The 24,212-nt window shown below is 61.9% G+C and carries 28 protein-coding genes; 16 read left to right on the top strand and 12 right to left on the bottom strand.

The window, feature by feature from the left end; genetic code table 11:
* Window positions 1-96 precede the first annotated feature (96 nt).
* From ACZYHG_RS28310 to ACZYHG_RS28285, 6 genes are all read left to right on the top strand, one after another.
* Window positions 97-615 carry a sigma-70 family RNA polymerase sigma factor gene (locus tag ACZYHG_RS28310; protein ID WP_027034427.1) on the top strand — a complete coding sequence of 173 codons (519 nt, stop codon included), beginning with the start codon at window positions 97-99 and terminating at the stop codon, window positions 613-615.
* The gene (locus ACZYHG_RS28305) at window positions 612-1,403 is read left to right on the top strand and encodes an anti-sigma factor family protein (RefSeq protein ID WP_464611378.1); all 792 of its coding nucleotides are present in this window, start codon (window positions 612-614) and stop codon (window positions 1,401-1,403) included. Before ACZYHG_RS28310 ends, ACZYHG_RS28305 begins: the two co-directional genes overlap by 4 nt.
* Window positions 1,404-1,609: 206 nt before the next feature.
* Window positions 1,610-2,716, top strand: a complete 1,107-nt coding sequence (locus ACZYHG_RS28300; RefSeq protein WP_464611377.1) for a peptidase C39 family protein — start codon at window positions 1,610-1,612, stop codon at window positions 2,714-2,716.
* Complete coding sequence (locus ACZYHG_RS28295; protein ID WP_027057678.1) at window positions 2,713-4,176, top strand: RimK family protein; 1,464 nt, start codon at window positions 2,713-2,715, stop codon at window positions 4,174-4,176. Before ACZYHG_RS28300 ends, ACZYHG_RS28295 begins: the two co-directional genes overlap by 4 nt.
* An 18-nt stretch (window positions 4,177-4,194) precedes the next feature.
* Window positions 4,195-4,467, top strand: coding sequence for a DUF3303 domain-containing protein (locus ACZYHG_RS28290; RefSeq protein ID WP_464611376.1), 273 nt, complete (start codon window positions 4,195-4,197; stop codon window positions 4,465-4,467).
* Between the two features lie 111 nt (window positions 4,468-4,578).
* Window positions 4,579-5,223: a hypothetical protein gene (locus ACZYHG_RS28285; protein WP_464611375.1), complete on the top strand. Its 645-nt coding sequence runs from the start codon at window positions 4,579-4,581 to the stop codon at window positions 5,221-5,223.
* Between the two features lie 24 nt (window positions 5,224-5,247).
* Here the strand turns inward: ACZYHG_RS28285 and ACZYHG_RS28280 are convergent, their stop codons facing one another.
* On the bottom strand, window positions 5,248-6,180 hold the full coding sequence (locus tag ACZYHG_RS28280; RefSeq protein ID WP_464611374.1) for a LysR substrate-binding domain-containing protein: 933 nt from the start codon (window positions 6,178-6,180) through the stop codon (window positions 5,248-5,250).
* A 113-nt stretch (window positions 6,181-6,293) separates the two neighbouring features.
* Here ACZYHG_RS28280 and ACZYHG_RS28275 point away from each other — a divergent pair, with 113 nt between their 5' ends.
* Window positions 6,294-7,184, top strand: coding sequence for a fatty acid desaturase family protein (locus ACZYHG_RS28275; protein WP_464611373.1), 891 nt, complete (start codon window positions 6,294-6,296; stop codon window positions 7,182-7,184).
* A 15-nt stretch (window positions 7,185-7,199) separates the two neighbouring features.
* Here the strand turns inward: ACZYHG_RS28275 and ACZYHG_RS28270 are convergent, their stop codons facing one another.
* The 3 genes from ACZYHG_RS28270 to ygfZ form a co-directional block, all read right to left on the bottom strand.
* On the bottom strand, window positions 7,200-9,341 hold the full coding sequence (locus ACZYHG_RS28270) for a putative bifunctional diguanylate cyclase/phosphodiesterase (protein ID WP_464611372.1): 2,142 nt from the start codon (window positions 9,339-9,341) through the stop codon (window positions 7,200-7,202).
* A 66-nt stretch (window positions 9,342-9,407) separates the two neighbouring features.
* Window positions 9,408-10,043, bottom strand: a complete 636-nt coding sequence (locus tag ACZYHG_RS28265) for an HD domain-containing protein (protein WP_464611371.1) — start codon at window positions 10,041-10,043, stop codon at window positions 9,408-9,410.
* A complete protein-coding gene (gene ygfZ / locus ACZYHG_RS28260; RefSeq protein WP_464611370.1) occupies window positions 10,043-10,903 on the bottom strand; it encodes a CAF17-like 4Fe-4S cluster assembly/insertion protein YgfZ in 861 nt (286 codons plus the stop codon). Before ygfZ ends, ACZYHG_RS28265 begins: the two co-directional genes overlap by 1 nt.
* 75 nt (window positions 10,904-10,978) lie before the next feature.
* On the opposite strand from ygfZ, the gene ACZYHG_RS28255 reads away from it, so the two are divergent.
* Window positions 10,979-12,310 carry a dihydroorotase gene (locus tag ACZYHG_RS28255; RefSeq protein WP_464611369.1) on the top strand — a complete coding sequence of 444 codons (1,332 nt, stop codon included), beginning with the start codon at window positions 10,979-10,981 and terminating at the stop codon, window positions 12,308-12,310.
* 33 nt (window positions 12,311-12,343) lie between these two features.
* Here the strand turns inward: ACZYHG_RS28255 and ACZYHG_RS28250 are convergent, their stop codons facing one another.
* From ACZYHG_RS28250 to ACZYHG_RS28235, 4 genes are all read right to left on the bottom strand, one after another.
* The gene (locus ACZYHG_RS28250; protein WP_464611368.1) at window positions 12,344-13,123 is read right to left on the bottom strand and encodes a hypothetical protein; all 780 of its coding nucleotides are present in this window, start codon (window positions 13,121-13,123) and stop codon (window positions 12,344-12,346) included.
* 70 nt (window positions 13,124-13,193) lie between these two features.
* Window positions 13,194-13,451 carry a hypothetical protein gene (locus ACZYHG_RS28245; protein ID WP_027034439.1) on the bottom strand — a complete coding sequence of 86 codons (258 nt, stop codon included), beginning with the start codon at window positions 13,449-13,451 and terminating at the stop codon, window positions 13,194-13,196.
* A gap of 349 nt (window positions 13,452-13,800) precedes the next feature.
* Window positions 13,801-14,178, bottom strand: coding sequence for a TIGR02301 family protein (locus ACZYHG_RS28240; protein ID WP_027057666.1), 378 nt, complete (start codon window positions 14,176-14,178; stop codon window positions 13,801-13,803).
* A gap of 83 nt (window positions 14,179-14,261) precedes the next feature.
* A complete protein-coding gene (locus ACZYHG_RS28235; protein ID WP_464611367.1) occupies window positions 14,262-14,696 on the bottom strand; it encodes an NUDIX hydrolase in 435 nt (144 codons plus the stop codon).
* A gap of 129 nt (window positions 14,697-14,825) precedes the next feature.
* Here ACZYHG_RS28235 and ACZYHG_RS28230 point away from each other — a divergent pair, with 129 nt between their 5' ends.
* On the top strand, window positions 14,826-15,587 hold the full coding sequence (locus tag ACZYHG_RS28230) for an SOS response-associated peptidase (RefSeq protein WP_464611366.1): 762 nt from the start codon (window positions 14,826-14,828) through the stop codon (window positions 15,585-15,587).
* A gap of 127 nt (window positions 15,588-15,714) precedes the next feature.
* On the opposite strand, the gene ACZYHG_RS28225 is transcribed toward ACZYHG_RS28230, so the two are convergent.
* Both ACZYHG_RS28225 and ACZYHG_RS28220 read right to left on the bottom strand, forming a co-directional pair.
* The gene (locus ACZYHG_RS28225; protein WP_082221857.1) at window positions 15,715-15,870 is read right to left on the bottom strand and encodes a hypothetical protein; all 156 of its coding nucleotides are present in this window, start codon (window positions 15,868-15,870) and stop codon (window positions 15,715-15,717) included.
* 109 nt (window positions 15,871-15,979) lie between these two features.
* Window positions 15,980-16,120: a hypothetical protein gene (locus ACZYHG_RS28220; RefSeq protein WP_464611365.1), complete on the bottom strand. Its 141-nt coding sequence runs from the start codon at window positions 16,118-16,120 to the stop codon at window positions 15,980-15,982.
* 162 nt (window positions 16,121-16,282) lie between these two features.
* Between ACZYHG_RS28220 and cysS the strand changes: the two genes are divergently transcribed.
* From cysS to rarD, 7 genes are all read left to right on the top strand, one after another.
* Entirely contained in the window at window positions 16,283-17,716 is a 1,434-nt protein-coding gene (gene cysS / locus ACZYHG_RS28215) for a cysteine--tRNA ligase (RefSeq protein WP_464611364.1), read from the top strand.
* Complete coding sequence (locus ACZYHG_RS28210) at window positions 17,713-18,099, top strand: VOC family protein (protein WP_464611363.1); 387 nt, start codon at window positions 17,713-17,715, stop codon at window positions 18,097-18,099. The genes cysS and ACZYHG_RS28210 overlap by 4 nt, the downstream gene beginning before the upstream one ends.
* 21 nt (window positions 18,100-18,120) lie before the next feature.
* Window positions 18,121-18,612, top strand: a complete 492-nt coding sequence (locus ACZYHG_RS28205; protein WP_464611362.1) for a GFA family protein — start codon at window positions 18,121-18,123, stop codon at window positions 18,610-18,612.
* Window positions 18,609-19,085 (top strand): GFA family protein, encoded by a 477-nt coding sequence (locus tag ACZYHG_RS28200; RefSeq protein ID WP_464611361.1) that lies wholly within the window; start codon window positions 18,609-18,611, stop codon window positions 19,083-19,085. Before ACZYHG_RS28205 ends, ACZYHG_RS28200 begins: the two co-directional genes overlap by 4 nt.
* The gene (gene pip / locus ACZYHG_RS28195) at window positions 19,082-20,041 is read left to right on the top strand and encodes a prolyl aminopeptidase (protein WP_464611360.1); all 960 of its coding nucleotides are present in this window, start codon (window positions 19,082-19,084) and stop codon (window positions 20,039-20,041) included. Before ACZYHG_RS28200 ends, pip begins: the two co-directional genes overlap by 4 nt.
* Before the next feature lie 46 nt (window positions 20,042-20,087).
* Window positions 20,088-21,704 (top strand): citramalate synthase, encoded by a 1,617-nt coding sequence (gene cimA / locus ACZYHG_RS28190; RefSeq protein ID WP_464611359.1) that lies wholly within the window; start codon window positions 20,088-20,090, stop codon window positions 21,702-21,704.
* A gap of 83 nt (window positions 21,705-21,787) precedes the next feature.
* Complete coding sequence (gene rarD / locus ACZYHG_RS28185) at window positions 21,788-22,723, top strand: EamA family transporter RarD (protein ID WP_464611358.1); 936 nt, start codon at window positions 21,788-21,790, stop codon at window positions 22,721-22,723.
* On the opposite strand, the gene ACZYHG_RS28180 is transcribed toward rarD, so the two are convergent.
* Window positions 22,698-23,696, bottom strand: coding sequence for a transporter (locus ACZYHG_RS28180; RefSeq protein WP_464611357.1), 999 nt, complete (start codon window positions 23,694-23,696; stop codon window positions 22,698-22,700). The genes rarD and ACZYHG_RS28180 overlap by 26 nt on opposite strands.
* A gap of 174 nt (window positions 23,697-23,870) precedes the next feature.
* On the bottom strand, window positions 23,871-24,161 hold the full coding sequence (locus tag ACZYHG_RS28175; protein ID WP_027057655.1) for a muconolactone Delta-isomerase family protein: 291 nt from the start codon (window positions 24,159-24,161) through the stop codon (window positions 23,871-23,873).
* Window positions 24,162-24,212: the final 51 nt, after the last annotated feature.

Raw genomic sequence — 24,212 nt, 5'->3', positions numbered from 1 at the left:
ACCGGGGCGGCGGACCGCTTCGCGCTGGCCGCTTGCGTCGCGCCGGGAAGGCGCGTTCAATTGGGATTTACAAGGGCGACCTCAGAACCAGCGGTCATGGACGAAAAGAAGGCAGCAATTCTTGGCGAAATACCGCGCCTGCGTCGTTACGCACGCTCGCTTGTGCGCGATCGCGATTCTGCCGACGACCTCGTTCAGGACTGCCTCGAGCGCGCACTCACGCGGCTCGACAACTGGCAGACAGGAGAGAGCCCCAGGAGGTGGCTGTTTACGATCATGCATCATTTGTTCATCGACCAGATGCGCAAGGTGAACCGCCGCGGCGAAACGGCAATGCTGCCGCTGGAGGCGGGCGAGGGGGTGGCCCAGCCGGCCGAACAGTTAGAGGGCATCGCCTCGCGCGAAATCATCGACGCGTTGCAGGCGATCAGCCCCGATCGCCGCGCGGCCCTTGTCATGGTTGCCATCGAAGGCTTTTCCTATGCCGAGGCCGCCAACATTCTGGGCGTGCCCGCCGGCACGTTGATGTCGCGCATTGCGCGCGGACGCGAGGAATTGCGCGGCCTGCTGGATGACACGGCGCGTCGCCGGGCGATAAGGATCGTCGAGAAATGATCCGCCGCGATTTTTCTGAACGTGACATCCACATGGCGCTCGACGGTGAGCTGCCGGCCGATGAGCGTGCCGCCTACGATGCCTGGCTCGAAGCCAATCCCGAGATGAAGGCCAGGAGCGCCCGCTTCACGGCCGACCGGGAGGCGTTGCGCGCAGCCTTTGCCGGCGTGCTGGACGAGCCTGTACCCGCGCGTCTTCGCAAGGTGGTGCTCGGCGAGGCACCGGTCAAGGCAGCGGTGTCACGCTCACGCTGGTGGCTTGCCGCTGCCGCTGCCGTGCTTTTGGCCACGGGTGGATTTGGCGGCTACTTTGCCGGCATTGACGGCATCGGCCAGGAGAATCCGGCGGAGGATCAGCTGGCCGAACAGGCGATCGCCGCTCATGTCATCTATGCCGCCGAGAAGCGGCATGCGGTGGAAGTGCCGGCCAGCGACAAGGATCATCTGCAGACCTGGCTGTCCAATCGGGTCGGCTTGAAGCTGGTGGCACCGGACCTGACCGCGAACGGTTTTCAACTGGTTGGCGGCCGCTTGCTGCCGGCCGGCGAAAGCAAGGCCGCGATGCTGCTCTACGAGGACGACAAGGGCGAGCGCATATCGCTTTTTGTCACCGCGGAATCGACGGAGAACGCCAAGGGCACCTATGCCTCGGCGCAGGACGGCCCGCAGGCCGTCTACTGGCTGGACAAGGGCTATGGCTGCGCCGTCGTCGGCTCGCTGCCGCGCGAGCAGTTGGCGGTCGTGGCCAAGAGCGCTTACGGCCAGCTTATGGCAGGCCTTGCAAGCTGAGCTGGCCACAATTTTCGTCGCTGGCGGCTCTTCAAAACAGCGATCCTGTTCAAAGCCGGTGCGCTTCCCTGCCGCGGCGGAAACTGTCACAATTCGGCCCTAATCAAGGAGCGATAGCGCTTGATGAATACCGGCGCTTCGGCCGGTGTTTGCGACGCTTTTGACCGGGCCGTTTCCGTAACCCAATCGAGGTTTTCTCAAGTCGCATGCCTGCCGAGATCCGCACGGCCCGCGCGTCTGACGTCGATGATCTCGCCGCCATCGAGAAAGCCGTTTTCTCGAGCGACCGCATTTCCCGTCGCTCCTTTCGTCTGTTCATCGAACGCGAGACCGCTGAGACGCTGGTCGCCGAAGTCGATGGCCGCGTCGCCGGCTACGCGATCGTGCTGTTTCGCAAGGGCAGTGGGGTGGCACGGCTTTATTCCATAGCTACGGGCCCGTTTTTTGGCGGGCTGGGTGTCGGCCGCATGCTGCTTGCGTCAGCGGAGGAGGCGGCCTTCGAACACGACCGCATGATGCTGCGTCTCGAAGTGCGCGAGGACAATAGCCGCGCCATCCGCATTTACGAGCAGGCCGGCTATCGCAAGATCGGCCGTGAGCCGGGCTATTACGAGGACGGCGCGACGGCGCTTCGTTATGAGAAAACCCTGCGCGGCGACATTCCGATCGCCACCCGGGTGCCGTTCTATCAGCAGACCTGCGAGTTTACTTGCGGCCCGTGCTGCCTGATGATGGCCATGGCCAATTTCGACCGCGGCTTCGTGCCCGACCCGGTGATGGAAATCCGCCTCTGGCGCGAAGCGACGACCGTCTTCATGATGTCGGGACCGGGCGGCTGTGAGCCATTTGGCCTCGCCGTCTCGGGGCATGAGAGCGGGCTCGCGGCGGAGATCTTCGTTTCCTTCTATGGCGCGCTGTTCCTGCAGTCGGTGCGCAGCGAGGACAAGCGGCGGGTGATGGAGCTGGCCCAGGTCGACTTTCGCCGCCGTGCGGAACTTTACGGCATCCCGGTGAATTACCGCCCGTTCACCATCGATGATATCAGAACCGCGATCGCTGGCGGAAAACTGGTGCTGGTACTGATCAGCGGCTTCCTGATGTTTGGCAAGAAGGTGCCGCACTGGGTGCTGGCCATTGGCGATGATGGCGACCATATTCTGATCCACGATCCCTGGGTCGAGGACGAAAGGCAGGAAACCATCCTTGATGCCGCCAACATTCCCGTGCCCTACGGCATCTTCATGAACATGGCGCAGTTCGGCCGCGACGGACTGCGCGCCGCCATCACTCTGGGGAAGCGCGACACACAATGACCTGGGTCATCCTTACCGGCCGGCAGAGCGATCTCGACCAGGTGGCGACACCGCACAAGATCATCACCAATCGCGACTATCTCGCGCATCCCTCATTGTTTCGCGGACAGCGGCCGAAGGTCATCAACCTGTCGAACAACTACGCCTATCAGAGCCGTGGCTACTATGCCTCGCTGCTGGCGAGTTCGCGCGGCCACAAGGTCATCCCGACCGTCGAGACGATGATCGACCTGTCGGAACGCAAGCTCTATGAGCACGCGTTGCCGGAACTGGAGCTGGCTCTCAACAAATGCCGCAAGGATCTCGGCGGCGCCTTTCCGGCCAAGGTCTGCATCTTCTTTGGCATCGGCCCGTCCAAGGTGTGGGACCGTTTCGCCAAGCTGTTGTTCGACTGGTTCCGGGCGCCTGCGCTCGAAGTCCACATCAAGGACAGCGCCGAATGGGCCTCGATCCGCAAGATCGGCTTCCATCCGCTGGCGCGGATGACCGAGGACGAAGAAAAAAGCTTCATCCAGTGCTTGGAGACCTACACCAACCGCGAGTGGCGCGACACCAAGGGCCGCACGCCGGCGCGCTACACCTTCGCCACGCTGGTCGATCCGCATGAGGAATTGCCGCCGTCGCAAATCTCGTCGCTACGCTATTGGGCCAAGATCGCTGAAAAGATGGGCGTCGAAATCGAACCCATCACCAGGAAGGATCTGGCCAAGCTCGCGAACTACGATGCGCTGTTCATCCGCGAGACGACTTCGATCTCCAACCATACCTATCGTTTCGCCCGCCGCGCCCAGCAGGAAGGCATGCCTGTCATCGACGATCCGCTGTCGATGATCCGTTGCACCAACAAGGTCTATCTCAACGAGTTGATGGCCTACAACAAGGTGCCGGTGCCACCGACGGTGATGATCGCCGGCACCTCCGACTTCGAATTGGCTGCACAGACACTGGGCTTTCCGCTGGTGCTGAAGATCCCGGATTCGTCCTTCTCGCGCGGCGTCAAGAAATGCGAGAATCTGGAGGAACTGACACGGCTTGCGACCGAATGGCTGGAGGATTCCGACCTTCTGATCGCCCAGAAATTCATTCCCACCGAATATGACTGGCGCGTTGGCGTGCTCGGCGGCCAGCCGCTGTTTGCCGTGCACTATCTGATGGCCAAGAAGCACTGGCAGATCGTCAACCACAAGGCCAATGGCAAGCCCGACCAGGGCGGCATCAAGACCTTCACGCTGAAGGAGACGCCGCCCCATGTCGTCGAGACCGCGGTCAAGGCGGCGCGCTGCATCGGCGACGGCCTCTACGGCGTCGACCTCAAGGAGACCAAGGACGGTGTCTTCGTCATCGAAGTCAACGACAACCCCAATCTCGACCATGGCTGGGAGGATTCCGGCGAGAAGGACGAGGTCTGGGTGCGGCTGACGCAGTGGTTCCTGGAGCGGCTCGACCGGCCGGGGCGTTGATTTAATTGAGGGCAGACTATGCAGTTCATCGTCATCGAGGATTTCACCGGCTGCGATCGCAAGGAGATCTATCGCCGCTTCGGTGAGCGTGGCCGGCTGAAGCCGGAAGAGCTTGTCGTCCACCACAGCTGGATCGCGGCGGATATGAGCCGCTGCTTCCTTTTGGTCGAAGCCGATGACGTCACACTGCTGCAGCGCTGGGTCATCGAATGGGCCGACCTGGTCGAGTTCGAGATCATCCCCGTGGCGACGAACAAGGACATGGTCGAGGCATTGAGCGGACACCTTTGATTTGCCGTCGTGCCCGTGCTTGGCTCAATTTGGTGCGAACTCGATAACCATAGTTAAACTGGTTCATGTTACTCGAGCTGTATTGCGGATTGCTCGGGGTATTTTGGCAATATGATAAAGCTGTTCCAATCGGGAAATTGCGGGCTGCCACTGTATTTCTGCTTGCTAATATTCCTTATCGGATTCGATTTTGCCAGGGAGCCAATCGAGCATTTTCTGGTTGGGGCAAAGGAAGGCATCCAGACGCAGATCTATGCGGCTGACGGCGCGAAGATTGCACAGAGCCAAGAATCCTTTGTCGAGGGGTTGAGGACCGGTGACCGACCTGCACAAGGCGAAGCGGCGCCAACAGACCCTGTACAAGACCATGCGGCGGGGATGGTAGCTCAGGCGCTCGCCATGGAAGCGAAGAGCTCGGCCGTCGGCGCGATCCACATGTCCATACTCGTGGCGATGGGCTATGCCACCCTGGTTGCGATCGTCTGGATGGTATTCGCCCGTGTGCGCGACATTGGCTGGCCGCCCTTGGTTGGCTTCGGCGTGCTTGCTCCAAAACTCGCCATCGCATTGCTCCACGGCGGTCTTTCGCCACTGGCCTTCGACATCCTGCGATACGGCTTCATTGCCGCGTTGATCATACTTGGGTTCGTACCTGGCAAATTTGCTCAAGGCCCTCGTGCCGTACCGGTGCTGCAGACGGTTGTGGCTGAACCGGTCAGGCGCGTTCCGGGCCAGTTCGGCCAAAGACGCCGCTAGTCCGGAGCAAAGTGGCTGATTCCGTTATGTTGCGGATCTGGCACGCAGTGCCGGCGAACCCACTGCGCGCTGGCATTCCTGGATCAGCCAATCGCGGAACACCGCAACGACATCGCGTCTTTCGCTGCGCTCCGGAATCGTCAGGCAATAGGGCTGGCGCAACGCGATCGACCTGACGGCGGGCCGGACCAGCCTGCCATCCTCCAACGCTTCGGCACAATAGACTCCTTGCGCTAGCGCCACACCCAGCCCCGAAATGGCAAGGTCGAGGGCTGCGCGCGACGAGTTGGCCGACAGGCCTCGTTGCGCCGCCCGGCCGGGTTGCACACCGGCAGCGTCGAACCAGTTGCGCCAGGACGGAAACGAGGCGCCGGTCGGTCCCCAGTCGGTGTGGATCAGCGGCAGCCCTGCGAGTGGACCGCCGTGCGTCTTGACCGCGCTGGCAAGCGTTGGCGCGCAGACGGGATAGACAGCGTCCCGGACGATGTCCTCGGTCGGGTGCTCGCGATAGTGCGGACCGTAGGAAAGCCTGATATCGATCAGCCCATGGTCGAACGGCACCGGATCATCATCGCCGCGCAGCGATATGTCGGCGGCGCCGTGGCTGGTGACGAAGCCGGCCAGACGCTGCGAAAGCCAACCCATGGCCATGGATGGCGGCACCGAAACCACTAGGCGCGGGCGAAATGCATCGCCGCTGAGTTCGCGCGAGACACTGCCGATTTCCTGGAAGGCCATGGTCAGCCGTGGCAGCATCTCCACGCCGGCCTCGGTGAGCACAACCCTGCGGTTGACCCGATGAAACAGCTTGCGCCCCATCTGTTCCTCCACGGTACGGATAAGCTGGCTGACGGCGGCGGCCGAAACCGAAAGCCCTTCCGCCGCCGCGGCAAAGCTGCCTGCGCGTGCCGCGGCCTCGAAGGCCTGAAGTCCTTTCAGGGACGGCGATGTGACCATGATCATCCGATAGATAAGGTAAGCTTATCTAGATCGCAGGAATCGTCGTTTTTGGAAAGCTTTTTCACCGAATAGAGTGGGTACCATCAAATCGCCAGCCTGGATCGAAGCCGATGGACCAACGCGACATAATCGCCTCATTGACCCCTGAAGAGCGCAGTCGCCTGACCGCCAAATCCGATGTCGCGGGTCTCTTGCAGCTCGGCGCCCACTGGGGTGCGATTGTGGTCATTGGATCGCTGATCGCGGCCAAAGTGCCGTTCTGGCCGCTGTTGATGCTGCCGCAAGGCATCCTGATCGTGTTCCTGTTCACGCTCCTGCACGAGACGGTTCATCGCACCGCGTTCGAGAGGCAATGGCTGAACGATGCCGTGGCGCGGGTGTGCAGCCTGGCGCTCGCGCTGCCGGCCGACTGGTTCCGCTATTTCCATTTCGCCCATCATCGATACACGCAGGATCCTGAGAACGATCCGGAGCTGGCCTTTCCCAAACCGGAAACGCTGCGGCAGTATCTCGTGCATGTGTCCGGCATCCCGCTGTGGTGGGGGCATCTCAGGACGCTCTACGCCAATGCAGTTGGTGGCAGCCAGGAAAGCTATGTGCCGCCGAAAGGCCGACCCAAGGTGCGAGCAGAGGCACGCGCCATGATTGCCTTCTACGCTGTCGTCCTTCTGCTCGCCGGGTACTTCCGGCTCACAGTGCTTCTCTATGTCTGGATCATTCCCGCACTGCTCGGGCAGCCCTTTCTGCGCCTCTATTTGCTAGCCGAGCACGGCCGCTGTCCGTTCGTTGCCAACATGCTGGAGAACACAAGAACCACGCTGACCAATTGGGTGGTGCGCAAGCTGGCCTGGAACATGCCGTTCCATGCCGAGCATCATGCCTATCCCGGTGTGCCGTTTCACCAATTGCCGCAGTTTCACGCGTTGATCGAGCGGCATCTTCGGGTGGTCGAGCCCGGCTATGTCAGCTTCCATGAGAAGTATATCGAGACACTGCGCTGACTTGCGCCGATGCCATCAGCCGGTCAGGCTGTGCGAGGCACGCGACTTCAACAGGCGCTGGATGTCCGCCGCCTTGGACGGCACGCCGATCAGATAACCCTGCGCCTCGACACAGCCATTGTCGCGCAGCATGTCGAGTTGCAGCTCGGTTTCGACGCCCTCGGCCGTGACGACAATGCCAAGCTCAATGCCGAGCCCGATGATAGTGCGAACGATCGCCGCCGTGTGGCGATTGCCCATGTCGCGAACGAACGAACGGTCGATCTTGATCTTGTCGACAGGGAAACGCCTGAGGTAGCCGAGCGAGGAATAGCCGGTGCCGAAATCGTCCAGCGCGATGCGGATGCCGAGTTCGCGCAATTGTCGCAGCGTCTTCAGCACAGCCTTGCTCTCGTCCATCAGCACGGTTTCGGTGATTTCCAGTTCCAGTTGCCCGGCCGGTACGCCGGAGAAGGCCAGTGCCGAGATGACGCTGCGGGCAAACCCGCCGCTTTTGAGCTGCACGGCCGAGACATTGACGGCAATGCGCAAGCCGGGAGGCCAGCTTGCCGCCGCCGTGCAGGCTTTCCTCAGTGCCCACGCGCCAAGTGGCACGATCAGTCCGGTTTCTTCGGCGACCGGAATGAATACGTCCGGCGTGACAGTGCCGCGTGCCGGCGAATGCCAGCGTATCAAGGCCTCCGCGCCGCTGATCTCGCCGGAGGCGATGTTCATGATGGGTTGGAAATCGAGTTCGAATTCCTGGCGTGGCAGTGCGGCCTCGAGCTCGACCTCAAGCGCCCGGCGGGCCTGCACCATGGCGTCCATTGCGGGCTCGAAGAAGCGATAGAGATTGCGCCCGTCGCTCTTCGCCCGATAGAGCGCCGTATCGGCGTTTTTGAGCAGCGTGTCGGCATCCCTGCCATTGTCGGGAAAAACGGCAATGCCCAGGCTGATGCCGACATGCATCTCCCGGCTCTTGTCACGAAACGGTTTGGCGATTGCCTCGACGATGCGCTTCGCCAGTTTTTCAGCATCGGCAATGCCGTTGGAATTGAACTGCATGACCACGAACTCGTCGCCGCCGAAGCGGGCAACGATGTCTGTTTCATTGCGCAGGCAGCGCTGCAGCCTCTCGGCTACGCATTTCAACAGCCAGTCGCCGGCAGGATGGCCCCAAGTATCGTTGACCACCTTGAAGCGATCAAGATCAAGCGAGAAGATCGCCAACGGCGTGGCCGGGGCGTCCTCAAGCGCCAGGTCCAGCCGCTCACGAAACATGGAGCGGTTGGGCAGTCCGGTCAGCGTGTCGTGATGCGCAAGATGGATCATGCGCTCTTCGGTGCGGCGGCGGTCGGTGACGTCGTCGAAGGTCACCACCCAGCCGCCGCCGCTCATCGGCCGGCGCGTGACCAGAACCGTCCTGCCATCGGTAAGGTAGCGATAGGCCGAATGAATTTTTGCAGCTGCCAGGTAGGCTTCGGTTTTGGCGACCTCGCTGTCGACGTCGATCTTCGTATAGATGCCGAGTTCCAGCAACCGTTCGAGCGCGTCGCGGTGCGTCGTTCCAAGCGGAAAGTCCGCCGCCGTGACGTTGTAGAGCTCCAGAAAACGCCGGTTGCGCACGATCATCTTGCCGTCCGCGTCGTACATCACCAGGCCTTGCGACATGTTGGCGAGTGCCGCGTCGAAACGGCGATGCTGCTCCTTGAGATCCTGTTCGGCGCGCCGCTGTTCGGTGATGTCCTCGTAGATCGAGACCCAGCCGCCCAAGGCCAGCGGGCGGTGCGAGATGCTGATGGTCCGGCCATCCGACAGCGTCTCTTCGTAGGTCGAGGGTTTCGCCTGGTCGATATAGGGTTTGCGGATGGCATAGAGTTCGTCGGCGCTTTGCGAGGCGATGCCGATTTCGACGCTGTGCCGCAGGATGTCGATGAAATGGATGCCCGGTCGCATCAGCTTGGGGTCGAGGCAGAAGATGTTGATGTAGTTGCCGTTGCAGATGATCATGCGCTCGTCGGCATCGAACATGCACAGGCCATGCGACATGTTCTCGACAGCGGCTGAAAAGCGTTGGTTCTGTTCGCGAAGTTCGTGTTCCATGCGGCGCGAGCGCTCCACGCCTTCGGCCACCCGCTCCGGGACGACCGAACCATCCTTGACATCCACGACGGGCATAAGGCGCGCCTGCGGTGCTTGATCGAACACCGCACTGTTGACGTTTCCGGTTAATTTAGCGTTTTTCTACCCAACCGCCGGCGTTGAAACCTGGTGCCGGGACTTCTCAATCGCCGAAAATCGCTTCAGGAAGGCATTCTGCGCCCAGGTTACCGAGCGTGGCGTGAAGTCGAAACGCTCGGCGGAAAAACCGCGTGGGCGGCCGAAGAACTCGGTCGCCTCGGCGGTCGAGAAGCCGGCAAGCAGCGTTGCCTCGAAATAGGCGGCGATCTGATCGGCGCGCTTGATGTCTCGGCGAAGAGCAGCGGCTTGCTCTGGCGGCAGCGAAAAACGCAGATGGATGGCGCGCTGCAAACGCAACTCACAGTCCTTGTAACTGCCGCCCATCACCGATTTGAACGGCGAGATCATGTCGCCGATGACATATTCAGGCGCATCGTGCAGCAGAGCAGCGAGCCGGTCGGCGGGCGAAGCCCGGGGTACCAGGTCGTTGAACAGCGACTCCACCAGCAGCGAATGCTGGGCGACCGAAAACGCATGCTCGCCGCTGGTCTGGCCGTTCCAGCGCGCGACGCGGGCAAGTCCATGCGCAATGTCCGAAATCTCGATATCGAGCGGCGAGGGGTCGAGCAGATCGAGCCGGCGGCCGGACAGCATGCGCTGCCAGGCGCGTGGCGGCGCGCCGGTACGATCAGCCGCCATCAGGCTTCCTCCGCGCTGACGGCTTCCTGAGGAAATCCGAACTTGGCCCAGGCGGGAATGGTCAAAGTCACCGGTGCCTCGCCCACCAGGATCGGCTGGCCGGCGTCCAGCGCCGCCTTGACCCTGTCGATGCGTACGATGGCAAGGCCTGTGGCACCAGCGTTCGAGCCGAGCGTGCCGACCGGCCGTCCCTCGACCGTAAGCTCGGTGCCCGGAGCGGGCAGGGGAAGCCCGGCCTGGACAATCAGCACGCGCCGCCTGGCCGTGCCGCGATGCTGCATGCGCGAGACGACCTCCTGCCCGACATAGCAACCCTTCCTGAAGCCGACACCGCCTGTCTCGTCGAGCAGCACGTCATGCGGGAAGGCGTCGCCCAACGCATAATCGGCGCCACTTTCGGCAATGCCGTGGGCAATACGGAAGGCCTGCCATGCGGCTATGTCGCCGGTGTCTGCACTGCCGGCATAGGAGCGCGAGACGCTTTCATTGGCAAAGCGCCCGTCGGCAACCGCAGTTGAATCATTTCCTGAGGCGATTGACTCTTTTCCCCACGCAAGGGTGACAAGCGCTTGTTCGGATTTGGCAATCTCGACCTTGGCGCGCAGCCTGTAGAGCATCAGCCGGCGTACGAAATCATCTGCAATGTCGGCGCGGCATTCGAGCCGGAAGGCGTTGTCACCGGCACGCGAGATCAGGAAGTCGAACAGGATCTTGCCTTGCGGCGCCAGCAGCGCGCCGGGCTTTGCTTCGCTTTGGCCGAGTGTGTCGAGATCGGTGGTCAGGATGTTTTGCAGAAAGTGCTCGGCATCCGGGCCGGAGACGGAGATGAGCGCGCGGTCTTTCAGCAGGGCAAAGGGCATGGGACGGATAAAAGCCTGATCTTGCAAAACGGTTGGTCATTACGTAAGCCGCTGACACTCCCCCCGCAAGAGAGCATGCCCATGACCTATGACCTCATCCTGACAGGCGGCATTGTGGTCAACCATGACGGCGAGGGTGCTCGCGACATCGGCGTGAAAGATGGGCGCATCGCGGCAATAGGCGATCTCCGCCGGGCCTCGGCCGGAGAGACGATCGACTGCCGCGGTCTGCACATCCTGCCGGGTGTCGTCGACAGTCAGGTGCATTTTCGTGAGCCAGGACTGGAACACAAGGAAGATCTGGAAACGGGCTCGCGGGCAGCGGTGCTTGGCGGCGTCACCGCCGTGTTCGAGATGCCTAACACCAACCCGTTGACCACCAGCGAGGCAACACTTGCCGACAAGGTTCGGCGTGGCAGTGATCGCATGCATTGCGATTTTGCGTTCTGGGTCGGCGGTAACCGCGACAACGCGAAAGATGTCGGCGAACTCGAGCGGTTACCGGGCGCTGCGGGCATCAAGGTTTTCATGGGGTCGTCCACCGGCGATTTGCTGGTCGAGGATGATGAAGGCGTCGCCTCGATCTTGCGCAATACCCGCCGCCGGGCTGCCTTTCATTCCGAGGATGAGTTCCGGCTGCGCGAGCGCCTCGGTGAACGCATCGAGGGCGATCCGTCATCGCATCCGGTGTGGCGCGATGAGATCGCCGCCTTGCGCTGCACCGAACGGCTGGTTCGCATCGCCAGACAGACCCGCGCCCGCATCCACGTCCTGCACATCTCGACCGCGGAGGAAATCTTGTTCCTCGAACAGCATAAGGACGTCGCGACCTGTGAGGCGACGCCGCACCATCTGACGCTGAGTGCCGACGACTATCCCAGGCTCGGCACGCTGATCCAGATGAACCCGCCGGTGCGTGCCTCCCGCCATCGCGACGGCGTCTGGCATGGCATTGCGCAAGGCATCGTCGACGTGCTCGGCTCCGATCACGCGCCGCACACGTTGGCCGAGAAGGCAAAACCCTATCCGGCCTCGCCCTCGGGGATGACCGGCGTGCAGACGCTGGTGCCGATCATGCTCGACCACGTCAATGCGGGACGGCTCACCTTGCAGCGTTTCGTCGATCTCTCCAGCCACGGCCCGCAGCGCATTTTCGGCATGGCCAGAAAAGGCCGCATCGCCGCCGGCTATGACGCCGACTTTACCATTGTCGACATGAAGCGGCACGAGACCATCACCAATGCGCAGGCCGGCTCGAAGGCAGGTTGGACCCCTTACGATGGCAAGCAGGTCACCGGCTGGCCGGTCGGTACCGTCATTCGCGGCCGCAGCATCATGTGGGAAGGCGAAATCGTCACGCCAGGTCAGGGCAGGGCGGTGGAGTTTTCCGAGGCGTTGCCTGCCTAGTTTCCTTGCTCTCCCTCGTGAAGGGTAAGCCGCTCAATCCCCAGCGACGAAAAATGTCCACTGACCGGCGGGTGTGATGCCGACGCGGTAGAAGATATAGGCGCCGAACTGCTTCATGTCGTCGAAATCACCAGCGGTGACGATCTTGAACAGCTCGACGCGCTGCTTGGCGTCGAGCTTGTCCAGCGGCAGCGCGAAGAAATACGGCCAGACGTAGAGCTCCTGTGGCGTCCCGGCGTCGACATGGACATAGCCGGCACTGAGCACCTCCTCCAGAATGGCCAGGATCTCCTGGCCGTCCGGATCGCCCGAGAGCCCCTTGAGGAAGGTGATGGCGTCGCCGTCAATGTCGGTCAGCGACAGCTGGGTCATGCTGTCGCCCTTGCCGATCAAAGGCCTGAGCTTTTCGATGTCGCCGCTCTTGCAGGCTTCGATGATCAGGTCATGCATGCGCCGCACGGGCTCGGGCAGCTTGCCGAGGTCGTAGACGACCTCTGGCGGGGGCGTCTCCGGATCGACGCGAGGCCTGTTGCTGCCGCTGTCCGATGGACCTTCGGGCTCGGCGTCCGGAGCGGCCGGTTGGCTGGTCGAGGGCGGCCTGCCCACCGGGTCAGGCATGGGAATCGAGGTTCCCGGTGCTTCGCCATTCGTGGATGGTGTGACAGGAGCTGGAAGCTCCTCACGTTTGATCTCACTCAGCGCATAGGCAGGGCTGCTGGCAAGGCACGTCAGCAAGGCAATCGCCGCGCAGCAAGCGGCGAGGTGGATGTATAGGACCAGGCCCTTCGGCCCGCCTGACATCGGATAATTCACTGCCCGTATCTCCTTGCTCACGGGCATGATGCCCGAACGGCACTGGATCGTCAAAGAACCGGATATCGGTTCAGTGCCGCAGCCGCTCGGGTTCGAAGGCACCACCAATCACCTTTTCACGCATGCGGTCGAGCAGGGCAAGAGCTGAGGTCTCGCCATTGGCGCGCAACATTTCGCCGAACGCGGTCTCAAGCGCCGCCTCGGCAATGATCTCGGGCTCGATGCCGGCCGAAAGCCCTTCAGCCCAGGCTTCGCTGTGGCTCTCCACCGCCGTCAGGCGCTTTTCTTCCCGGACCAGCGCGTCGATGTCGTTGGCAGCATGTTCCATAAGCGATGTCCACCCTTTCAAGCGGCGATCCATCAGCGGATCAGGCTTGATTTGTTCCGTTTACACGCAGCCCCAAGTAAGTATTTGTAAATACGACATTTTTTTGATCGTTCTTTACAAAAGCCGACTGCGCTTGGCGAAGCTTCATTCAATTCGGCTCAAACTTAGCCGATAAGACCGGCCTGCGGGGCGAAAACCTTCAGTTTGAGTTAATTCCGCATCTGCACGGTAACGTTTCGTTAATACTGTTGCAGAAGTGCCACATCAGGATTGCACCAAGAAATCGCCCGGCACAAGCAGGATATGTCGGTCGCAGGTGGCTCGGATGTGGATATCTGTTGGCGGATGCCTAGTTGCCGTAACGCGAGGCGATATCGCGCGACAGCGTCTCGCCTTCCTTCATGTAACGGCTGATGGCTTCGGTGGCCGAAGCGGTGCATTGGGTATAGGTGCCGCCGAAGGAGCGGTAGCCGCGATTGAAGCTGGCAATGAAACGGGCACGCCGGTCCGGGTCCGGATTTTCCGAATCGAGCAGTTTCTCCATCTCGCCACGCCACTGATCGCCCTTCTCGCCGCACAGATTGCGCAGGAAATGCAGCGACCCGAGCACCTCGGCCAGCCGCATCAGCCCCGGCTCGAACGGCGACTCGGCGCTGAACGCAGGCCGCGCCGACGCGGCCGTGCTGACGGCGAGACAAAGGGCGAGGAATATCGACGGACGGTTCATAGGCTTCTCTGCCTAGGCCGGTATGGCTGGCCAGATAATGTAAGCCTTTGTGGCGAAACAATTTGTCGCCTGCAAGGCGATTTTCAGGGCTGGGTCAGGGTGTTTGAATGCGGATCGAGGAGTTCCTCGGCCACCGCGAGCACCGAACCGGCAAGCGGCAGCGCCGCCATCTCGCCGAGTGTATAGAAAGCGGCTGTCTCGGCGTCGTCGCTGGCCACGGCCTCGCCGCCGGCATAGGCGGCCCCGAACACCGTCAGGCGGTAATCGACCGGGTGGTTATCGTCCCTGCCGTCGATGTGGATTTCCCGCAGCGGGCGAAAACCGGTGGCACGCAGGCCGGTCTCTTCCAGCAGTTCGCGCTTCGCGGCATCCTCCAATGTCTCGCCGGCCTCGACCTTGCCGCCAGGAAAGGCGTAGAGCCCCTGTGAGGGCTGCCGTGCCCGCTTGACCAGCAGCACGGTGTCGCCACGCACCACGGCGACAGAGACTGCCGGAAGTGTCTTGCGCGCTACGTTCATCTGTTCTCGATCAGTTCATTGGAGGGCAGGTCTGTTGTGGACCATGCAGCATGGTGAAGCTTTAGCGGTTGCGCAACGCCAGTTCGATCGCCACTTTCAACCCGAATTGTTCGAAGGGCACAATCGATCATGTGCGGACGCTTTGCCTTGACCGCCACGCCGGATCGGACGGCCGCCTTGCTGGGCTTGGTCGAGCTGGAGGATTTCCCGGCCCGCTACAACATCGCGCCGACGCAGCCGGTGCTGATGGTGACCGCCGGCGTTCCGCGGGCGCCGGGTTCCAATTTGCCGGACCGGCAGCCGATGCTGGTGCGCTGGGGGCTCATTCCTGCCTGGGTCAAGGATATCAGGGAATTTCCGCTGCTGTTCAACGCGCGCTCGGAAGGTGCAATCGAAAAGGCCTCGTTCAAGGCCGCCATGCGCCATCGCCGCGCGTTGGTGCCGGCGTCAGGTTTCTATGAATGGCGGCAGACCGGGGGCAAGAAAGGGCAACCCTATTGGATCCGACCCAGGCATGGCGGATTGGTCGCCTTTGCCGGCCTGATCGAGACCTATGCCGAGCCGGGCGGTTCCGAAATGGACACCGGCGCCATTCTGACGGTCAACGCCAATGCCGACATCGCCCATATCCATGACCGCATGCCGGTGGTGATCGATCCCAAGGATTTCGCCCGCTGGCTGGATTGCCGTACGCTCGAGCCGCGCGATGTCGCCGACCTGCTGCGGCCGGCACAACTCGATTTCTTCGAGGCTATCCCCGTGTCCGACCTCGTCAACAAGGTCGCCAATACTGGACCGGAGATTCAGGAAAAGGGCGAGATCGGGCCGGAGCCTGAGAAGGTCAAGCGCCAGAAGCCCGGCGCGAACGACAGTCAGATGACGTTGTTTTAGAGCATGATCCCGAAAAGTGGCCCCGGTTTTCGGGAAAGATCATGCTCAGCTAAAGACTGAAGCTGTTATCTGGAGGCGTGGATGAGCGCCTCATGCCCGGCGCCGTTGGCGCCGGTCGCGCATCGCTTCAGGCAGCGCGGGGCGATACGATCTTGGGTGCCGGCTTCTTCTTCTTCGCGGTGTGAAGAAGGGCAGCGACGATCGCGGCCGGGCCGATTGCGCGATAGTGGTTGGCCAGCGCCGGTTGCTTGGCGCGGTTGGCTTCCTGCTTGCTTCGAGACATATTCTCTTCCCTGGTAACGTTTTCGTGTTTGCGTTTGATGGCTGATTCCGACCAAATCGTGACGCTTGGTGATCTAGCCGGCGAATGTTTCATGACTGTGCCGACATGTTTAATAAAATGTTTCACTGGCTGATTCCGCGTGATCGAGCGACGGGTTTGCCAGTTCCGGCGACGTTTTTCCTGGGATCAGCGGCTTGACGGCAACACTGACCAAGGCGATAAAGCCGCCCATGAAAACGTCTTTCGCCATTTGTGGCATTTGCATTATTGGCTAGCCTCGCGCTGGTCCGGACGTTTTCGCCTCATCTTTCCCCAGATTGGACAAACGCCCCGGCCAGCAGGCTGGAGTCCGGATGCGCCTCGGTGCGGCTTGGCTCCATCCAGATAAAGTTCTGAACCGGGAAAGCATGGAATGTCCGACGCATCGCAAGGCCTGCGCCTCTACAACACGCTGACGCGCACGAAAGAGGATTTCGTTCCCATCGATGCGCAGAATGTCCGCATGTATGTCTGCGGCCCGACCGTCTACGACTTCGCCCATATCGGCAACGCCAGGCCGGTGATCGTCTTCGACGTGCTGTTTCGCCTGCTGCGTCATCTCTATGGCGAGACGCATGTTACCTATGTGCGCAACATCACCGACGTCGACGACAAGATCAACGCGCGCGCCCTGCGCGATTTCGGTGGCGAGATATCAGCTGGAAAACTGTCGCTCAACGAAGCGATCCGGCGGGTGACCGAAAAGACCGCCGACCAGTTTCACAGGGATGTCGCCACGCTCGGCTGCCTGGAGCCGACGGTCGAGCCGCGCGCCACCGAATTCGTCGAGCCGCGCGCCGACGGCAAGGCCGACATGATCACCTTGATTCAAAGCCTGATCGAACGCGGCCATGCCTATGTCGCGGCAGGCGAAGTGCTGTTCGACACGGTATCAATGCCGGACTATGGGCAATTGTCGAAGCGCAATCTCGACGAGCAGCAGGCAGGCGCCCGCATCGCCGTCGACGCCCACAAGAAAAACCCCGGCGACTTCGTGCTGTGGAAACTGTCGTCGCCGGAGGAGCCGGGCTGGAATTCGCCGTGGGGCAGGGGCCGGCCAGGCTGGCACATCGAATGCTCGGCGATGTCGGCCGCCTATCTTGGCGAGGTTTTCGACATCCATGGCGGCGGTCTCGACCTGATCTTCCCGCATCATGAGAACGAGATCGCCCAGTCGCGCTGCGCCCACGGCACATCAGTCATGGCCAATGTCTGGATGCACAATGGCTTCCTGCAGGTCGAAGGGCAGAAGATGTCGAAGAGCCTCGGCAATTTCTATTCGATCCATGAACTGCTGGCGACCGAGACCTTTGGCGGCCGCAGCTGGCCGGGTGATGTTCTGCGGCTGGCGATGCTGATGACGCACTACCGCGAGCCGATCGACTTCTCCGTGCGCAAGCTGGAGGAGGCGGAGAACACGCTGCGCAAATGGAAACGCGCGGCGGATTTGGCACCAGTGGCGGGGCAGTTGCCGGCGGAGATCATCGATGCGCTGTCGGATGACCTCGCCACTTACGCTGCCTTCCAGGTCTTGACGCAGTTGGCCGGCGAAGCGACTGACGGCAACCAGGCTCCCGCTGCACTAAAGGCGTCGCTGCTGTTCCTTGGCTTCGATGTGGCCTCGGCAGAGGTCGATGAGGACAAGGTCGCCAAGGCAATCGCCAATCGTCTCGCGCTCATCGCCGCCAAGAACTGGGCCGAAGCCGATCGTGTGCGCGACGACCTTTTGGCGCAAGGTGTGCAATTGAAGGACGGCAAGGATCCAGTCACCGGCGAACGCATCACCACCTGGGAGGTAAAAAGATGATCGACCATCTCGGCATCGACGTTGCCGATTTCGACGCTTCGAAGGCTTTCTACGACAAGGCGATGGCGCCGCTTGGCGCCTCGCTGCTTTATATGGTGCCGCTGGAATACACCGGCGGGGCCAAGGTTGGCGGCTACGGCCGTGATCGGCCGGTGTTCTGGCTGCAGGAGGGCAAGGATGGCCAGAAGGCCCATCAGCATGTCGCCTTCACCGCGCGCAGCCGTGCCGAAGTCGATGCTTTCCATGCCGCGGCTCTTGCCGCCGGCGGCAAGAACAATGGCGGACCGGGCCTTCGCCCGCACTATCATGCGAACTACTATGGCGCCTTCGTCGTCGATCCAGACGGCAACAATGTCGAGGCGGTCTGCCATGCGCCGGAGTGAACCCATGATTTGGAGGGAGGCATGAGCCTCGACAACCGGCCGATCTACACCGGCGGCTGCCAATGCGGTGCGGTCCGTTTCCGCGTCGAGGGCGCGCTTGGCGACGCATCGGTTTGCCATTGCCGCATGTGCCAGAAGGCGTTCGGCTCGTTCTATGCGCCACTGGTGTCGGTGCGCGGCGCCACGCTCGACTGGACGCGCGGCGAGCCGAAATATTTCCGTTCATCCAGCCATGTCGATCGTGGTTTTTGTGCCAATTGCGGCACGCCGCTGACCTTCACCGCGCCGGATGGTGTTGGGCTCGCCATCGGTGCTTTCGACAATCCTGGGGAAATCGTGCCGTCGATGCAGTGGGGCACCGAGGCAAAACTGCCCTATGTCGACACCATTCCGGACCTGCCGGGCGAACATACGATGGCCGACATGTCGTCGGCTCCATACCTCGCCGATCTTGTCTCCTACCAGCACCCCGACCACGATACCGAACAATGGCCGCCGGAGAAAAAATCATGACCGAAACTGTTCGAACCGGCGGCTGCCAGTGCGGCGCCGTGCGCTTCCGCATCAAGGGCGCGCTTGGACGCCCGTCCATCTGCCATTGCCGCATGTGCCAGAAACAGTTCGGTTCGTTTTTCGGAGCGCTGGTGACGGTGCCCAAGGATGGTGTCGAATGGACCCATGAAGAACCGAGCTACTTCCAGTCGTCGGTCAATATCGATCGCGGCTTCTGCGCCCGCTGTGGCACACCGTTGACCTACCGCCAGCCCGGCGGGCTCGAAATCGCCATCGGCGCCTTCGACGACCGCTCCGATCTGGCGCCGCAAATCCAGGTCAATTACGCCGCGCGGCTGCCCTGGGTGGAGACGATCTTTGATCAGCCCATCCATCAGGATTCTGACTTCTACACCAGGCAGGAGCAGATCATCTCCTTCCAGCATCCAGATCACGAAACGGCCGACTGGCCGACCAAAGGTTTGCAGCTATGAGCAGTCAATTGCGTACCCTCTATCCCGAAATCGAGCCCTTTGATTCCGGTATGCTCGATGTCGGCGACGGCCACCAGATCTATTGGGAACGGTCCGGCACTAAAGGCGCCAAGCCGGCGGTGTTCCTGCATGGCGGACCGGGCGGCGGCTTTTCGCCAAAACACCGGCGGCTGTTCGATCCAAAGCTCTACGATGTCATCCTGTTCGATCAGCGCGGCTGCGGAAAATCGACGCCCAATGCCTCGCTGGAAGCCAACACGACCTGGCATCTCGTTGCCGATATCGAACGTTTGCGCGAGATGGCCGGCTTCGACAAATGGCAGGTGTTCGGCGGCTCCTGGGGCTCGACGCTGGCGCTCGCTTATGCCGAGACCCATCCTGATCGGGTCAGCGAACTGGTGGTACGCGGCATCTACACGCTGACCCGTGCTGAACTCGAATGGTACTATCAGTTCGGCGTGTCCGAGATGTTCCCCGACAAGTGGGAGCGTTTCGTAGCGCCGATTCCGGAAGCCGAGCGCGGTGACATGATGGCGGCCTACCGCAAGCGGCTGGTCGGGTCCGACCATAAGGCGCAGATAGAGGCTGCTCGCGCCTGGAGCCTGTGGGAAGGCGAAACCATCACACTGCTGCCGGAGCCGGAAACCAGCGGCAAGTTTGGCGAGGACGACTTTGCCATCGCCTTTGCCCGTATCGAAAACCACTATTTCGTCCATGCCGGCTGGCTGGAAGAGGGGCAGTTGCTGCGCGACGCGCACAAGCTCAGGGACATCCCCGGCACCATCGTCCACGGCCGTTACGACATGCCGTGTCCGGCGCATTATGCCTGGGCATTGCACAAGGCCTGGCCGAAGGCCGATTTTCATCTGATTGAAGGTGCCGGCCATGCATATTCGGAGCCGGGCATTCTCGATCAGTTGATCAGGGCAACGGACAAGTTCGCAGGCAAGAAATGACATCGGCCTTCGGGCCAGAGGAGGGTGCGCAGGCACCCGCGCAGCCATGACAAAGCAACGCCTCTATCTCTTCGACACGACACTGCGCGATGGCCAGCAGACGCCGGGCATCGACTTTTCCGTCGAGGACAAGATCGCGATTGCAAAACTGCTCGATGCATTCGGCATGGATTATGTCGAGGGCGGCTATCCCGGCGCCAACCCGACTGACACCGCCTTCTTCCAGCAGAAACGCACGGCACGGGCCAAATTCGTTGCCTTCGGCATGACCAAGCGGGCAGGGGTGTCGGCGTCCAACGATCCAGGCCTTGCTGCCCTCGTGCAATCGAAGTCTGACGTCATCTGCTTCGTCGCCAAGAGCTGGGACTATCATGTTCGCGTCGCGCTAGGCTGCACCAACGAGGAGAACCTCGACTCGATCAAGGCTTCGGTCGAAGCGGCCGTCGTCTCGGGCAAGGAGGCGATGGTCGATTGCGAGCATTTCTTCGACGGCTGCAAGGCCAATCCCGACTATGCGCTGGCCTGCGCCAGGACCGCTTACGATGCCGGCGCGCGTTGGGTGGTGTTGTGCGACACCAATGGCGGCACGCAGCCTTCGGAAGTTCGCGCCATCGTCGACAAGGTCATCGCATCAGGCATTCCCGGCGATCATCTGGGCATCCACGCCCATGACGACACCGGCCAGGCGGTTGCCAATTCATTGGCTGCCGTCGAGGCCGGCGTGCGCCAGATCCAGGGCACGCTGAACGGCATCGGCGAGCGCTGCGGCAACGCCAATCTGATCTCGATCATCCCGACGTTGGCGCTGAAGCCGGCTTTCGCCGATCGCTTCGAGACGGGCATTTCGGCCGAGGCGCTGACCGGCATTTCGCGCCTGTCCCGCGCTTTCGACGAATTGCTGAACCGCGCGCCTGAAGCACAGGCGCCTTATGTTGGTGCCTCGGCCTTCGCCACCAAGGCCGGCATCCATGCCTCCGCGCTGGCCAAGGAACCGGCGACCTATGAGCACGTGCCGCCGGAAGCGGTCGGCAACCGTCGCCGCGTCATGGTCTCCGACCAGGGCGGCAAGGCCAATTTCCTTGCCGAGCTGAAGCGGCGCGGTATCGACGTGCCCAGGGACGATCACCGGCTCGACGCGTTGATTGCCGTGGTCAAGGAACGCGAGGCAGAGGGCTATGCCTATGAAGGCGCCGATGCCTCTTTCGAGCTGCTCGCCCGCAAGATGCTGCATGGCCTGCCCGAATTCTTCAACGTTACCTCGTTTCGCTGCATGGTCGAGCGCCGCTTCGACGCCAACGGTCAGCTGAAGACCGTCTCGGAAGCGATCGTGAAGGTGTTGGTGGACGGCGAGGAGAAGATGTCGGTCGCCGAAGGCCATGGGCCGGTCAACGCGCTCGACATCGCGCTGCGCAAGGATCTCGGCAAATACCAGAGCGAGATCGTCGACCTCGAGCTTGCCGACTTCAAGGTCCGTATCCTCAATGGCGGCACCGAGGCGATCACCCGCGTGCTGATCGAATCGCATGACGGCACCGGCGCGCGCTGGTGGACCGTCGGCGTGTCCGAGAACATCATCGACGCTTCGTTCCAGGCGCTGATGGATTCGATCGTCTACAAGCTGATGAAGAACCGCGAGATGGCTGGGCTGGTGGCGGCGGAGTAAGGTTGAACCATCAGCGAAAGTCCATTGATCCATCAGAACTTTGCGATGGTCTTGCCAAGACTACTGGGCCATAGCGTTGGCCCATGGCCACTGAAGCAATTGCCCTCGACGCAGATTCACAAGCCCGCCGTGGCTTCCTGCTGGCGCTGGGTGCCTATCTCTTGTGGGGATTGCTGCCTTTCTACATGAAGGCCGTGGCCCATTTGCCGCTTGCCGAGGTGATTGCTCACCGCATCGTCTGGTCCGTGCCGATCGCGGCAGTGGTTCTGGTCTGGGCCGGCCGCACAGCGGATTTCAAGGCCGCAATTCGCTCGCCCCGCACCATCGCCATGGCCGCGCTGACGGCCGCGCTCATCTCGGTCAACTGGGGCATCTATGTCTGGGCGATCGCCGTCGACCGCACCGTCGAGACCGCGCTCGGCTATTACATCAACCCGCTGGTGGTCGTTGTGGTCGGTGCGCTGCTGCTTGGCGAGCGGCTCAACCGTTTGCAGATCGCGGCGGTGGTGTTGGCGGCGGTGGCGGTGACCGTGCTGACCATCGAGGGCGGCAAGCTGCCCTGGGTTTCGCTGGCGCTGGCGTTTTCGTTCGCCGCCTATGGCTTCTTCCGCAAGACGCTGCCCATCGGCCCAAGCCAGGGCTTCCTTGTGGAGGTCCTGCTACTATCGGTGCCGGCGCTCGGCTACATCGTCTATCTGATCGCGACCGGGCAAGACCATATCGTGTCAAGCAGCGGTACCGATACGGCGCTGCTGATCGGCTGCGGTCCAATCACATCGATACCGCTTCTGCTCTTTGCCTTTGGCGCCAAGCTCTTGCGCCTCTCCACCATCGGAATCATGCAATACATCGCACCGACCATGGTGTTCCTCATCGCCGTGCTGGTCTTTGATGAGCCGTTCGGCACCACCCAGGCCGTCGCCTTTGCCCTCATCTGGGCGGCTCTCGCGATCTATTCCTGGTCGATGCTGGTCACAGCCCGCCGGGCCGCCGCTACAACCCGCGGCCGAGCCGCCTGACGAACAGGTAGGTGGCCAGAGCGATAACCACCGACACAGCCGTCACCACCCAGAAGCCCGCTGGTGTGTCGACCAGCGGCAGTCCGCCGACATTCATGCCGAACAGGCCGGAGATAATGGTCATCGGCAGCAGCACCGCTGTCATCACCGACAGAACATAGAGCAACTGGTTCGACTGCATCGTCAGCTTGGCCATCAGCTCGTCCTGCAAAAGCCTCGTGCGCGCCTGCAACTGTTCTCCGTCATGATAGAGCGTCTGCGCCCGGTGCGAGAGCCGGGCCGCCATGTCGTTGATCGGGTCAGGCAACTCGTCGCGATGCGAATGGTCGAGATGCCGGAACAGGTTGGTGAGCGTTGCCATCTGCCGGTGGATCACCACCAGCTGCCGGCGCGCCTCGACCAGTGCTTGCCGCTCATTGTGCCACGCATCGCGCACGACGCGGTCCTCAATGCCGTCGAGCGTGTCGCCGAGCTTGCTAAGTTCGATCGCCATGCCATCGAGCGACTGGCCCATGACCGCCTCGATCAGGTCCGCCGGCGAGCGGAATTTCCGAGCCCCATTTTCCACCACCTTGCGGACGGCGTCGACCGATTCCAACGGCTGCTTGCGGGCGCCGATCAGCATCGTGTCGTTGAAGGCGAAGCGGAAATGGACGAGCCCGCGCGCTTCCGAAAAGTCGTGCTTGAGATCAGGCAGATCGCCATAGAGCCAGCCATCCTCATAGTCGATGTGGCAGCCATGGCTGGGGGCGAGGAATGCATCGCGCGCCGGCGCTGGCAGAGCCTGCTCGGCGCCGATTTCCTGGCGGGCGTGGAGATCGGTGATCTGGTAGCTGCGCCAGGTCCAATGCGCCTGCGCGGAGTCCTTGGTGCGCAAGCCTTCAGCGGTGAAATGGTAGATGAAGAACAGCCCGTGTTCATCGGGCAAATAGGGCGAAAGGTCGGTGCCTTCGGCGGGGAGGGCGATATTCATTGTCGCTTCTCCAGATGGTCCAAGCAACGAACCGCGCTAGCGGCTCAACTGCCAGGTTTTAGCATGCGAGAAGCCGGTTTCGTGTGACAGTTTCTTGACGGCCGATCACACTGGGTCGAGCAGTAAGCGTGGTGACGGCGCGCCTCCGCCGTTACCACTCGCGATTGAGGCAATTTAGCGCTTCGGCCCGAAGCCCGGATAGGGGTTGAGCGGCACGATCGCGGCGATGTCCATCATGCCGGCCTTGATCAGCGGCAAAGTGGCAAGATGGCCGCGCACTTCGGCGTCGTCGGCCGCCTCCAACATCATACCGCTGCCGGGAATATCGCCACGGTTCCAGACCTGGCGCACCGCGCCTTCGGCATAGAGCGTGCGCCGTTGCTCGGCCTCGCCGGGCAGAAGCGGTGCAAAGTCAGCATCGCTGAATTTTGCGGTGTTGCGGGTAAGAAGGGCAAAGAACTGCATGTCGGTCTCCTCTGGGTTGGGATGACCGACTATCGCTTCTGACTGGTCAGA

This window comes from Mesorhizobium subarcticum, assembly GCF_055456085.1.
Note: the sequence above shows the minus strand (reverse complement) of the source record. Positions and strands in the feature narration are given on the sequence as shown.